Here is a 13,281-nt window from a genome sequence, read left to right as displayed (position 1 = left end):
TGTCTGCCGCCGCCAGGGGCGGCTGTACCTGACTCCGTCTTATTTCGTTTTTTCCCGGTCTTGCTCGAGCCAGCGCTTTTTCAGCTGCTCCAGTAACTCGGCCTCTGCATTCGCGTACTTCAAAATGACTTTTTTTTCTGCCTCATAATAAAGCCGGGCTTCCTGGCTGGCTTGCTGCATGGCATTTTTCGCGGTTTTGACTGCGTGGTTCAATTTCTTTTCCGCCTCCACCCCGGCATCGTGCACGTCGTGACCGGCGCGGGTGGCGCCATCGACAATCATCCGGCTCGTTTCCCTGTACGTTTCCACCGCCTGCCGTTCCAGCCGCTTTTCGGCCTCGGACACCGCTCGCGCGGTGGCAGCGATCTTTCTGCGCGCCACCCGGTAGGTGCTGACGGTGTAGCCATACAGCTTCTGGAAGTAGGTCACGGCCGCATCGCCGGCTGCCTTGACGGCCTTCAGCGATTCATTGGCGATATTCGACATGTTCGAATAATCATCGCTTTGCACGAAAACGTGGCGGAAGCGGCCATAGCCGCCGGTCAGCCATACCGGCTCGTGCTTGCCCAGGATGCGAAAGCCGGCGCGCGAATCGTGCACATAATCCTCAAACAGCGTGACGCAGCCAGCCGGCGGCTGCGCGCCTTCCGTCATGATTTTCAAAAACCGCTCTTCCCAGTCGCTTAACGGGTCTTTTCCTTCTTCGACAAACAGCATGCCGGCCGGGCTGACGCGATGCAAGACCGTCTTGGCGCGTTCATTGAGCCATCCCGACAAGGTCGCGTTGGCATTCTTTCGTTCGCGCCAGGAGCGCAGATATACGCCCAGATCGCTATCGGCCTCCAGCAAGTCTTTCTGGCCCGGCTTATCCGACTCCTTGAAAAAACGCTTGGTCTTCAATTGCGCTGTTCCCTGCGCGTGCAACATGCCGCGCCAGCGCAGATATTGTTTTGTATGCGCCTCGGTAAAGGTCTTCACGTCTGCGCCCTTGATGCCGTTATGCGTCAGCCAGTTGTTGTAGGAGGCGATCAGTCTTGGGTCGGTGGAAAAAGACTTTCGAACAGCAACACGCTGTTTTTCGTTCATTTCTTTGATCGTCAATAACGGCACTCCCGCTTTGAGGGCGGCGAAATGCATGTCGATCAACGGTATCTGCGACAAGTGAGGTGAGGGCCCCCAGGCCGGCATGGATCGGCCCTGCTCTCCCGGGTAATAACCGCCGCCCACATCGGAATGCATGCCGGGATATCCTACATTACCCCGTCCAGTTGCCGATTCCAACGGAAAACTCGCGCGCTGTTCATGCAGAGCAATAAAGTGGGCACATTCTTCGACTACTGGATGGATGCTCTGCGTTCCATCTCCCCAAGCCATATGACCAAAGGTGACTGGTGTCACATCACCCACACCTACTGCCGCAACGGTATCAAAAATTCCCAGGAAACCTATCCGAATGGGTACGCCGGCAAGCTCAAATGCGCCATTTTCCCGTTCAAATATCTGATGCAGCCAATGTGCACTGGCACGCGCTTCGGCCGCGCCACGGGAAAAACCGAAAATGGAAACATTAATTTGCTTTACCTTGCGCTGATGGGTTTTTACGACCTTTGCAAGACGCTCTTCCAGAGCGGTCAACATTGCCCAGCGCCGCACGCCCTCTTTACCCAGCAGCATCTGAGAACTCATCAAGTTAACCAGCACCCGCTGTGTGTCGGACTCAATTAAGTTGGAGCCGGTCAAGTATGAATGCACTGCATTGAACAGCGAGGTAATGCCCCAGTTTATTCTATCGGCGCCCATATAGCCAAATCCACCGCCAGCATTATCGGTAAGGGCTGAAATAGTGTCACCAATAGCAGCAAACGGAGTTCCTACACCTGGCATATAGACACTAAAATATCCATTTCTCTCTTGCTCAAGATGCGCATCCCACAACTTGGCAACGTTGCTGTGCTTGTTCCGTTGCCGCTGTGTAAGATTTTTCGGATTGACAACGGGATCAACCTGCCTCCACGCAGCATTATTTCCACTCCCATCATAAAACAGACCGATATAAACTTGCCCTTGGCATTCAGTTTTGTGAGGTGATCTAACACATGCCATGGCTTTTGCACGTTGTGACGATTCTTTTGCCGTGAGCCTGCGACGCCCATCCAAGGGGGCTTTACGTCCAGTATAAATAATAGACATTATATAAGCTCCATGAAAAATTTTTTTGGAATTACTCCCATATAATCTCCAATGGCACACCTGGCTCAAGCTCTGCCTCCTTGCCTGAGAGTGGATACTTTCTGTGCCCTAATGCATATTTAGTTACAAATACCTTATAATTTCCATTGTGCAGAAAATGTACTATAAATCTTCCAGCATCGCTTGAGACATACTTAGGCACTGGGACGGTTTTTTCCACACTAATTTCTTTTCCATTTTTTATGGTACTCATGCGGATTGTTGCCGTCATTCCCGGCTGCCATACTGCTGGAATTGCAAGACAACAAGTGTATCCGCCGCCACCGGAACCCGCATCGAGATAACCGACCTCCACTTCCGACCCTGTCGACAAGGTCACTAAGTAACCCCCAATCCCATGTTCGGTATGATTATATCCACTTACATTGACTGGTAACATCATCTTTCCCTTGCCACAAGCCATATTTGAAAACAAAAGAAACCCACATAAAAGGACACAATAAAATCGTTTTCCCAATAAATTCATCATAACCTCTCAAGAATAAAAATAATTCATCGCAAATAACATTCATATCAGAAAAATTATTCCCAAATTATCTCAAGCGGCTCGCCTTGCTGCAATTCAGCTTCTTTTCCATAAAGAGGATATTTTCGATGTCCCAGCAGGTATCTGGTCACAAATACTTTATAACTTCCATTGTGCAGAAAATGTACAATGAACATCCCAGCATCGCCAGCAGTGTACTTTGGCACCGGAACACTTTCTTCCACATGAATTTCTTTGCCATTTTCTATTGAACTCATGATGATATTTGCAGTCATTCCCGGACGCCATATTGTCGGCAGGGAAAGGCAGCAAGTCATCCCTCCTCCACCTTTTCCAGGAGCAAGGAATCCGGCTTCCACCCTTGACCCATTTGATAGCGTCACGACATATCCACCGATTCCATTCTCGGTATGATTGTAGGCGCTCAAATTGACTGTCAAGTCCATTTTTTCCTTGCCACATGCCGTATTTGAAAATGCCATAAAAATACATAAAAATACATTGATTAAATTTCTTGGAAATAGCCTTTTTATCATCTGAGTTCCTGAAATTCATTGACCAAATACATCCCGAGATTGAAATGAAAATTACATCAACCTTAGATGTAACTTATCCCTTGGGTTCATACGCCTCCCACAGCGGCGGCCCCGCTTCCCAAACGGTTTTCGGCAAGGCTTGCAGCGCGTCGTAAAAGGCGTCCAGCGATGCGGGTGGGTTTTTCATGAATTCAACAAACAAGGGCTGTTCCATTGCCTTGCCAGAGGTATACAGCGCCAGCAAGACATATTGCGTTTGCCGGTCGAGGTCATCGATCCCGGCATCGAGCGCGCGCTGCTGGTATTTCGCGACAAAGGCGTTCAGGACGCGCGGCGGCGTGTCATTGGTTTCATCGGTGATCACGCGCCGCAAATGGCTGACCAAGTTGGCGGTGTCGGCCGGTTTCAGCTTGGCGTGCTTGACGGCGCTTGACGCCTGCGGCGCGGCTTTTACCGCTGTCTGCGCTGCGACGTTGCCGCTGGCAATCACCAAGGCCAAACTCAGGCACAGTGCCAGCGCCGGGAGCCGGTCAAGCTTCAAGTTGAATGCCCCACAAGGGCGGACCGGCTTCCCATACGTCGTCGGACAAGGCTTGCATGGCTTCATAGAAACTTTCGATAGAGGTGGGTGGGTCTTGCATGAGGGCGATGAAATCGGGGTGTTCGATGCCGGCGCCGGAGGTGTACAGGGCCAGCAGCAGGTATTGCGTCTGGCGGTCCAGGTCGTCGATGCCGGCGGCCAGGGCGCGCTGCTGGTAGCGGGCAACGAATTCGTACAGCAGCCGGGGCGGGGTATCGTTGGTTTCGTCCGTGATCACCCGCCGTAAATGACTGATCAGCGTATCGGCGTCACCGGCATCGACCAGCATGCCGTATTGCGCATCGTCCAGGTGGATGAGCGGCGAGCCCATCAGCACAGCGTCCGGCGCAGCACCGGCGGTGTCGACATCGAGCAGGACGGCAACGTCACCAAAACGGTTGATGTACTGCAAACTCAACAGTCCCGCCACAAACTGCTCGCGCTGTAGCGGCCCCAGGCAGGCCAGCCAGACGGGCAGGATGCGCGTGTCGTACCAGCGCAGCATCATCTGCTGCTCGTCACTCAGGCCGACGGCGTGAAACTGGCGCAAATGCCGCGCCAGTTCGGGCAAGGGCCACGGACTTTCCATCCAGCTCAGGCAAGGTGCGCCATAACCGAGTTTTTCGGCCCAGTCGCAGACTTTCTCCAGCATGGCAGGCGCAAGGCCGGACAGCGATATCAGCAGCGGCGCGATCTCGGGCAGGCTTGCTTCATGGGTTTCCTCGAACAGCGAGGCATACGGCACTTTCCAGCGCTGCAGCGTCAGGTGGCTGTTTTCGGCCTGCGCACTGTCGAGCAGCAAATAAGGCAGGCGTTGCCGCCCAAGACTGGCCCGGACCCAGCCGTGCAATGCCGAAACGCTGCCGGGCGTCACCGCAGTACTCCCGCTGCACCCTGTTGCATGGCGCTCAAAATGCAGCTTTTACACGTGCTCGATGGCAGCGGCGGCATCACATACGGCGCGCGCGTGGGGCCGATAAAACTCTTCTTGCCTGCAAATACGGTGATCTTGCCCGGACACTGGATCGTGATATTGCCGCCTTCGATCGTGATATTGGCGCCGCCCGCCGTCGACAAACGGATGCTTTTCAGCGCTGCCCAGTCGACATGCGCGTTAGCGCTGATGACGTTGACCTCGTCGCGCGCCTGGAGCCGCAAGGTGTCGCCTTGCGCCTGCGCGTCGATGGTGCCCTGGGCGGCGATCAGCTGCACCCCGGCATCACCCTCCCCGGCCTTCATCGCGCCGCCCAGCATGCCGATGGCCTGGCCCGTGTGCAATCGCCACTGGCCACCGCTGCTCCATTGCGTGTCCTGCCCGCTCATCAGGATGACGCTCTCGCCATTGGCTAGCTGCAGGTCTTGGCCGGCGATCAGGCCCAGGTCAGCCTTGGCGGCAATGGCGATCAGCGAGTCCTTGGTGTGCGGCAGTTGTTCGTGCATGCCCGCCACGCTGGCCTGCATGGCTTTCAGGGGCGCCGCCTGCTCGTCGAGTTCACTGGCATTGGCGGCGCTGGCGCCGACATGGCTGGCGTAGGCCACCGTTTGATGCGTTTGTGCGGCCTGGCTGAAGGTGTCGCCCAGCAGTACAGCCTGTTTCAACAATGCCATGCCACCGGCATTGTCGCCGGCCGGATCGCGTTGCGCGGCCTCGTGCCTGAGCACATAGCTGCTCACCAGCAAGCCCGCCTTGGCCCGCACCGCGCCATACGCATCGGTGCGCAACTCGGCGCCGGCGCCGCGCAGGCTGCCCCGGTAATTGTCGGCCGCGTGGATCAGGTGGCCAAGAGTGAGTTCGCTGGCCGCATGGCTGCTTTTCAGCTGCACCCGGCCCTGGCTGTCGGTGTCGTCAAACAGCAGCTGGTTGTAGCCCGCCGCTCCTCCCGCCTTGCCGAACTCCTTGCTGCGGATACCCCATTGCGCGCTGGCATTGCGGTGCGCCGCGCTGGCCCCTGCGGCGCCATGCCACAAGGGACTGTTGCCGCCCGCCACATTGCCCTGGCCCGCTACCGCGTGATCGTGTGCCGGCTGGAACACGCCGGCGTCGCCAGGCTCGCCACCGATGCCGCCCGGGGTCGGCTTGGTACCGCCCTCGCCCTGACCGTTGTACAGCGCGCCGACGATGACGGGCCGGTCGATATCGTTTTCCAAAAATTGCACCAGCACTTCCTGGCCGATGCGCGGCAGGAACTGGCTGCCCATGCCGCCGCCAGCCGCGCGCTGCGCCACGCGCACCCAGCAGGTCGCGGCCGTTTCCTGTTGCCAGTGAAAGCGGATGCGCACCCGGCCCAGCCTGTCGCAATAGATTTCATCGGCGCCGCTGGCCGCGTCCTGGCCATCGGCGCCCACGACGATGGCGCTCTGGCTGCCCAGGGCCGTCGGCGTGGCATGCTGGCGCGCATCGTTGCCATCCTGCAGCGGACGCCACGGCGTGCTTGCTGTGATCATCTCGATGCAGTTGGCGTAACCGCTGGCTTGCGCCTGGGTGATCGCGGCGGCGACATCGGGAAAACCGTCGCCCCACTGCGCCACGGTTTCCTCCAGCAATTCCGGTATCGGGCCGAACAGTTCCGCCAATCCCTCCAGTGCCGGCGCCGGCAGGTTGTTGACGCCGATGCTGGCCACGCGCAGCACGACATACTCGGGTGCGGCGCCATCGGCGGGCGGCAATGGTCCCTGCGTCAGGGTAAAACGCGTGCCGGCGCGCAGGGTGCGCACGGTCGAGCGCGCCTGCCATAGCTGGGCGCGCGCTTCATGCGCCTGCATCTGCAATTGCGCGTAGCGTTGCGCCTGGGCGGCGCTGGCGTACCAGTACTGGCCCGGCGTATCGTAGCTTTCCAGCACCGGCGCATGCTTGCCGCTGAGCGCAGTGTTGGTCGGCACGCTGGCGGCCACGGCCTTTTTCGCCTTGTAGTCATAGCTGAGCACGCTGCTCAGGCCCACCTGCAGGCTGCGCCGCGCGCTCAAGGCCTGCACGCTGTCGCCCGGTTCGCCGACGCGCGCGCCATGAAAGCGCAAGCCGCCGCCTTGCGCGCTGCTGGCGTCCTCGGGCGTGGCGCACACCTGACTGCTGTCGGCAAAGACGATCATGGTCTGACCGTCAAACCGCCAGGCCAGCCCCTCTTCCGTCAGCAGGCGGCGCACGAAATCGTAGTCCGATTCGCGGTACTGGCAGCAATAGCTGCGCTCGCCCGCTTCCTGCATGAATGACGCCACCTCGTCGCTCCAGCGCCACAGCGCGTACGGCGCATACGCCTGCAAGACCTCGTCGACGATGGCGCTCACGCTCCGGTCTTGCCAGACGCGGCTGTTACGCGCCTGGGTCAGCAGCCACAGCCATGGGGTGATGCGCAGCCGGTAGCGCGCCAGTCCGCCATTGCTGCCGAGCGTGGCGGCGGCGCTGATATAGCCGGAAAATGGAGTGCGCGTGCCGTCCGCCAGGCTGATATGCAGGCTGGCCGGCTGGCCCAGCAGCGACGCCAGCGCCACATGGGCGCTGGTGGACAAGGCGATGATGTCGCGCGCGCCCACCTCCTGCAGCCGTTCGTCGGCGGCAAAGGCTTCGACCAGCAAGCCGCTGTCCGCGTCCTCGCCGTAGGTCAACTCGTACAGCCGCGTGGCGCTCGTGAAAGCAGCCAGCGCGTCAGCAATCTTGTCGGTCGAGGTGGATGACATGCGCTTCCCGTCAGTCGTTTACCAAATTTTGCATATTTAACAATTATTGTAGCGAGGAATTTATATCACCGGAGCGCGATTGAAACCGGGTGAACAGATTGCTCCCTCCTCTCCACGCACCATGGCGGCAGGACTTACTTGATGGTGTACTTGAACTGCCCCTGCTTGCTGGCGCTGACCTTGATTTTCGTAATCGCTGCGCCTTCGGCCATCTTGGCCAGCACCGACTCGGCGATCTCGGGCAGCACCGTGCCGTTGAGGATATTGTCGACATTGCGCGCGCCCGAATCGACTTCGGTGCAGCGCGCCAGCACGGCCTCGACCAGCGCCTCGTCGTGGCTGAATTCGGCCTTGTGATTGGCCGCGATGCGCTGGGCGATCTTGCCCAGTTTCAGGCCGATGATATTGACCAGCACGTCGTCCGAGATCGGATAGAACGGGATCACTTTCAAGCGTCCCAAAAAGGCCGGCTTGAAGGTTTTCATCAGTTGCGGGCGAAGCTTTTCCTCCAGCTGCTCCGGCGTCGGCAGGTCTGGCGCCGCCACATTCAGGCAGGCCTGCATCAGGATGCTCGAGCCGACGTTCGAGGTGAGAATGATGATGGTGTTTTTAAAGTCGATCTCGCGCCCTTCGGCATCCTCCATCACGCCCTTGTCGAAGACCTGGAAGAACAGCTCGAGCACGTCCGGGTGGGCTTTTTCCACTTCGTCGAGCAGCACCACGCTGTAAGGGTTGCGCCGCACGGCCTCGGTCAGCACGCCGCCTTCGCCATAGCCGACATAGCCGGGCGGCGAGCCTTTCAGGCCTGACACGCTGTGCGCTTCCTGGTATTCGCTCATGTTGATGGTGATCAGCTTGCGTTCGCCGCCATACAGCACATCGGCCAGCGCCAGCGCCGTTTCCGTCTTGCCCACGCCGGACGGGCCGACGAACAGGAACACGCCCTTCGGCTTGTTCGGATCGTCCAGGTTGGCGCGCGAGGTACGCACGCGCTGCGCCACCGCTTCGATCGCATGCGACTGGCCCAGCACGCGCTCTTCCAGCATGTCCTTCAGTTTGAGCACCGTACGGATTTCATCCTTGACCATTTTTCCCAGCGGGATGCCGGTCCAGCCGGCGACGATTTCCGCCACCACGTGGCCGTCGACCTGCACCGGCACCATCGGTGTTTCGCCCTGCAGCGCGCGCAAGTCCTTGAGCAGGGCCTGCAGATCGCCGGCCTGGCTGGCGTCCGGTTTGACGCCGGCGCTTTCCAGGTCCTGGCGCGCCGCCCTGACTTTTCCGGTCAGCGTCTTTTCGTTTTCCCAGCGCGCGGCCAGCGCCGCATGCTCGCCGGCGGCGCTGCTGCGCTGCTCACGCAAGTCTTTCAGACGCACCGGGTGGTTGCCGCCGCTCTTTTCCTCGCGCTCGAGCGTGGCGACTTCGGCGTCGATGCGGTCGAGCTTTTTGACCAGGTTTTCCAGCAGGGCCGGCGTCGCGTTCTGGCCCAGCGCCACCTTGGCGCAGGCCGTATCGAGCACGCTGATGGCCTTGTCGGGCAGCTGGCGTCCCATGATGTAGCGGTGCGACAGCCTTACCGCTTCGGTGATGGCTTCGTCATAGATGCGCACATTGAAATGCTTTTCCATCAGCGGCGCCATGCCGCGCAACATGGCGCAGGCCAGTTCCTCGCTCGGCTCCTCGATCTTGACGACCTGGAAGCGGCGCGCCAGCGCGGCGTCCTTTTCAAAATACTTCTTGTATTCGCCCCAGGTGGTGGCGGCAATCGTGCGCAGCTCGCCGCGCGCCAATGCCGGCTTGAGCAGGTTGGCCGCGTCGTTCTGGCCGGCCGTGCCGCCGGCGCCGATCATGGTGTGCGCTTCGTCGATGAACAGGATGATGGCGTGCGTGCTTTTCTTGACTTCGTCGATGACGTTTTTCAGGCGGTTCTCGAACTCGCCCTTGACGCTAGCGCCGGCCTGCAGCAGGCCCATGTCCAGCGTATGGATCTCGACACCCTTCAACACATCGGGCACGTCGTCCTGCGCGATGCGCAGGGCCAGCCCTTCGACCACGGCCGTCTTGCCCACGCCCGCCTCGCCCGTCAGGATCGGGTTGTTCTGGCGCCGCCGCATCAGGATATCGATGGCCTGGCGGATCTCCGCATCGCGGCCGATCACCGGATCGACCTTGCCGTCGCGCGCGCGCGCCGTCAGGTTGGTGGTGAACTGGTCCAGCGCCGGAGTTTTCGACGCGGCCGCGCGCCCTGCCAGTTCGCCGACGGGGTCTCCTCCTCCCTCGCCGCCCTCGCCAGCCTCGCCATCGGCAGCCGAAGCGCCTGCCGCCTCCTGCGAGCCTTGCGTGATCTTGTCGAGGTTATGCTTCAAGTCGTCGAGCTTGAATTTGTTGAACAGTTTCGAGCCCCGGTAAGCCAGCTGCGCCAATTCAGGGTCGGTCAGCAGCGCCTGCAGCAGATGCGCACTGCGGATGCTGGCCTGGCGGCCCGCCTGCACGTCGAGCGACGCGATCAGCCAGGCGTTTTCAAACAGCTTCGGCAGCCGGGGCGAAAACACGGGGGTGCGCGCATTGCCGGTCTGCAGGCGCGCCACTTCGGCCTGCAAGTCCGCTTCGAGCATGCTGACGCTGATGCCGCTGTGGCGGGCGATCAGCGCAAAATCGCTGGCCGGCTGTTCCAGCAGGGCCAGGAACAGGTGTTCCAGGTCGACCTCGTATTGTCCGAGGCCGACGCAAATGCCGGCGGCGCGGGTGGCGGCGGTACGGCTGGTGTCATTGAGCTTGCTGATCAGCGTCTTGAGGTTGATGCTCATGGGGCAAAGGTCCTTGTGTGGAAACGGATAAAAAAGAAAGATGGTTCATGCCAGCGTGTGCAATTCGTAGCGCACGTCGCCACGGTCCTGCGCGGCGCCGGCGGTGATCAGGAAACTGTCCCAGCCCAGCCGCCCGCCGCTGCGCGGCTGCTCCAGGGTGACGCCATGCACATCCTCGGCGCGCAGCACCAGCTGCACTTCGTATTCGAGGCACAGGCCGGTAAACATGGTGAGCATTTTTTCCAGCGCGCGCGCGGCCGCCCCGCCCGGCAAGAAGGCGTCGAAATGGGCACGCGCCAGCGGCCCGACCACCAGCCGCAGGCGCAAATCGCGCTGCCAGACGCGCGCGCCGACCAGCGCCGTCGAACCCAGCATCGCGTTCATGCCACCGAGGCTGCTTTGCTGGTCGCGCGGCACGTCGTACCAGCAGCCGACAAACTGGGTCACCTTGATGCTCTGGCCGAAATACGCGGACAATACCTGGCCGATTGCCACCGCCGATGGCGGCCGGTGCCGCATGGCCGCGACAAAAAATCCCACCGACTCGTCGAGGACGCCATCGCCATCGTCGTACAGGCGCTGGCACAGCGACGCATGGCCCAGCCCCGCCAGCGACAGCAGCAGCGGCAGGAATTTGTCCCTGCCATCGAGCTGGTATTTGAGTTCCAGGCGGTACTTGCGCCACGCTTCGTAGAACAGCGCCAGCGCGCGGCTGGAAAAAGTGTCGAGAAAAGCGCGCGGTCCTTCGTCCTTTTCGTACAGCTGGTGCGCGGCGATGCGTTCCGTGTAATGGGCGGGCAGCGCGCCGGCCACGCCGAGAAAGCCCATGAAGGCCGGCGTGATGCGCACGTATTTCAGTCCGCCGCCCCGCACAGCTTCGCCCAGCGCGCGCATGTCGGCCGCCAGGGCGCCCAGCTCGCGCGGTTCGGCCTGCACGGCTTCAAGCTGGCTGGGCGCGAAATTGAGCGACACCGAATTTTGAAAGCGCAGGTAGTTGGCCACCGCGCCCTCGCGCGCCATACCGTTGCGAACCAGCCAGATTTCGAGCATGCGCACCGCCTGGAAGTACTGGAAGCGGTAAGGCTCGGCGAACAGGCGCTCGATTACACTAGGCTCAAATCGCCGCTGCGTGGTTTGCATCGCAACAACTCCTCTCCCGATTTTTTCGACAGCACCACCAGTTGCGTAAAACTGTTGGCATGCACGTACAAGCCGAGAAAACACTCGACGATATGGGCAAACGCATGGATGCCGCTGCCCACGAAAGCTTCCTCGTCGAGCGTCAGCCGCACTTCAAGGCCGCGCACCAGACAGGCGAAGGGATTGCCGGGCAGCCAGGCGTTGGCCGCCTTGTGGTCGATCGCGGCAATGCCGCTGATCTGCCGTTGCGAGGCCGCCGAGCGGGGCAAGTCATACAGGGTCAGCATTTCCTGGAACGCTTCCAGGCCGCTGCCCGACAGCGACAGATGGTTCAGCGACAGGTGCGAGATCAGGCGCCAGTGCGCGCCGCGGCCCCGCTCGAAGCGGTGCGACTCCGTCGGTTTGCGCAAGAAGTGGATGCTGCGCACGCTCGATCCGCCTTCCAGGAACAGGTCGCCGCCGCGCAGGCCATAGGTGAGTTGCGCCGGCAAGTCGCGGTTGGTGCAGCTCAACTCGAGGCTCAGGGTATCGGTTTCGATCGCGGCCGGGTCGAAATCGATGTCGACGATGGAAATCTCGGTCTCGTAGCCGGGGCTTTTTTCGCTGACGGTGTCATCGCGCCGCATCACCCAGTAATGCCCGTCCTTGGCCGGCATCTGGCCGTGGCGCAGCGAATAGAACGGGCGAAATTCGGTGATCGACTCCCCTTGCGGCGTCTGGCGCACCAGCTTGACCGATTCGATGGCCTGCACCTCGAAGGCATAGGCGCGGCGCGCATCGGCCAGCACCGGATAGCTGGCGGCCGTGTGCGTCAGCCGGATCGGCTCGCCGCGCTGGCGGAACAGGTTGACCACCGGCGTGCAGCCCAGCAGCAGGTTATTGGTCGTCATGGTGCCCAGCATGCGCGCCGTATTCGAATCGGTGCGCAGGCCGGCCAGGGCCAGGTGCAAGGTGATGCGCCGGCAGCCGGACGGCAGCGGCGCGCACAGCGCGGCCAGGTCGATGTCGAAAAAATTGAATTTTTCGGGAAAGCAGAAATATTCGGTCAGCAGCCGGTAGGCCGGATGCGAACGGGCCGAAAACGGGATCAGCGCATCGTCCTCGGCATAGCCGGCGGTGCTGACGGGGAGCTGCGCCAGCGCGTTCCAGCGGCCGCCGTCGTCCGCTTCGACATAGGCCTTGACCGTGCGCATGAACAGCGCGTCGCGCAGCGCCGCGCAAAACGACGGTTCGCCGTCGATGAACACGCGCAGCTTTTTGACGCCCAGTTGCGCCAGGCTGATCTGATCGGCGGTCGCTTCGAGGACGATGCTGACGCTGGAAGTGGCGTTTGGCGGCAGTTGCACCTGCTCGGGCGCGTCGATGATGGCGGCAAACGCCGCATGCGTCAGCGCCAGCGGCGCCACGGTGACCGGATACGCGGTGCGGAAGGTGCATGCGACGCCCTTGACGGGGCGTGTCGCCAGCTCGGTGCCGCGCGCGATCTCGGTGGCGGCCGTCAGCTGCGCCGCCGCGCCGCTGTAGTCGAGGCGTGCGATCGAACACGAAGGAAATGGCCGCAGGTAATGCGGATACAGTACCTCGAACAGCGCCTCGGTGAATTCCGGGTAGTCGTCATCGAGGCGTTTCGAGATGCGCGAATTGAGCAGCGCGAAGGACTGGATCATGCGCTCGATATGCGGGTCTTCGCAGACTTCGCCGCCGATCAGCAGCCGTCCCGCGATCTTCGGGTAGCGCTCGGAAAACTCGCGCGAATAGCGGCGCAGGAAACCCAGTTCACGTTCGTAGTACGGCAATAATTCTTCCAAG

The 13,281-nt window shown here is 60.8% G+C and carries 9 protein-coding genes; all 9 read right to left on the bottom strand.

Annotated elements, in window-relative coordinates; all coding sequences use genetic code 11:
- Nucleotides 1-39: 39 nt before the first annotated feature.
- Complete coding sequence (locus tag V3C40_RS24395; protein WP_331778743.1) at nt 40-2,190, bottom strand: phospholipase effector Tle1 domain-containing protein; 2,151 nt, start codon at nt 2,188-2,190, stop codon at nt 40-42.
- A 31-nt stretch (nt 2,191-2,221) separates the two neighbouring features.
- Entirely contained in the window at nt 2,222-2,719 is a 498-nt protein-coding gene (locus V3C40_RS24390) for a DUF3304 domain-containing protein (protein ID WP_139143539.1), read from the bottom strand.
- Between the two features lie 53 nt (nt 2,720-2,772).
- Nucleotides 2,773-3,273 (bottom strand): DUF3304 domain-containing protein, encoded by a 501-nt coding sequence (locus V3C40_RS24385; RefSeq protein WP_319993071.1) that lies wholly within the window; start codon nt 3,271-3,273, stop codon nt 2,773-2,775.
- A 73-nt stretch (nt 3,274-3,346) separates the two neighbouring features.
- Nucleotides 3,347-3,766 (bottom strand): hypothetical protein, encoded by a 420-nt coding sequence (locus V3C40_RS24380; protein ID WP_331778742.1) that lies wholly within the window; start codon nt 3,764-3,766, stop codon nt 3,347-3,349.
- Between the two features lie 37 nt (nt 3,767-3,803).
- Nucleotides 3,804-4,727 (bottom strand): DUF4123 domain-containing protein, encoded by a 924-nt coding sequence (locus V3C40_RS24375; protein WP_331778741.1) that lies wholly within the window; start codon nt 4,725-4,727, stop codon nt 3,804-3,806.
- A complete protein-coding gene (locus V3C40_RS24370) occupies nt 4,724-7,525 on the bottom strand; it encodes a type VI secretion system Vgr family protein (RefSeq protein WP_331778740.1) in 2,802 nt (933 codons plus the stop codon). The genes V3C40_RS24375 and V3C40_RS24370 overlap by 4 nt, the downstream gene beginning before the upstream one ends.
- A gap of 134 nt (nt 7,526-7,659) precedes the next feature.
- Complete coding sequence (gene tssH, locus V3C40_RS24365; RefSeq protein WP_331778739.1) at nt 7,660-10,332, bottom strand: type VI secretion system ATPase TssH; 2,673 nt, start codon at nt 10,330-10,332, stop codon at nt 7,660-7,662.
- Between the two features lie 45 nt (nt 10,333-10,377).
- Complete coding sequence (gene tssG / locus V3C40_RS24360; protein WP_331778738.1) at nt 10,378-11,472, bottom strand: type VI secretion system baseplate subunit TssG; 1,095 nt, start codon at nt 11,470-11,472, stop codon at nt 10,378-10,380.
- Nucleotides 11,436-13,280 (bottom strand): type VI secretion system baseplate subunit TssF, encoded by a 1,845-nt coding sequence (gene tssF, locus V3C40_RS24355; protein ID WP_034752186.1) that lies wholly within the window; start codon nt 13,278-13,280, stop codon nt 11,436-11,438. The genes tssG and tssF overlap by 37 nt, the downstream gene beginning before the upstream one ends.
- Nucleotide 13,281: the final 1 nt, after the last annotated feature.

The sequence above is a fragment of the Janthinobacterium sp. LS2A genome (assembly GCF_036543145.1).
Classification (GTDB): Bacteria; Pseudomonadota; Gammaproteobacteria; order Burkholderiales; family Burkholderiaceae_D; genus Janthinobacterium; species Janthinobacterium aestuarii.
The sequence above is the reverse complement of the archived record's forward strand: the minus strand, read 5'-3'. Positions and strand labels throughout refer to the sequence as shown.

What these genes read in the sequence shown, in the direction of transcription:
- tssH (WP_331778739.1), bottom strand. Translation starts at nt 10,332, where the DNA reads ATGAGCATCAACCTCAAGACGCTGATCAGCAAGCTCAATGACACCAGC.
- V3C40_RS24390 (WP_139143539.1), bottom strand. Translation starts at nt 2,719, where the DNA reads ATGATGAATTTATTGGGAAAACGATTTTATTGTGTCCTTTTATGTGGG.
- V3C40_RS24370 (WP_331778740.1), bottom strand. Translation starts at nt 7,525, where the DNA reads ATGTCATCCACCTCGACCGACAAGATTGCTGACGCGCTGGCTGCTTTC.
- V3C40_RS24395 (WP_331778743.1), bottom strand. Translation starts at nt 2,190, where the DNA reads ATGTCTATTATTTATACTGGACGTAAAGCCCCCTTGGATGGGCGTCGC.
- tssG (WP_331778738.1), bottom strand. Translation starts at nt 11,472, where the DNA reads ATGCAAACCACGCAGCGGCGATTTGAGCCTAGTGTAATCGAGCGCCTG.
- V3C40_RS24385 (WP_319993071.1), bottom strand. Translation starts at nt 3,273, where the DNA reads ATGATAAAAAGGCTATTTCCAAGAAATTTAATCAATGTATTTTTATGT.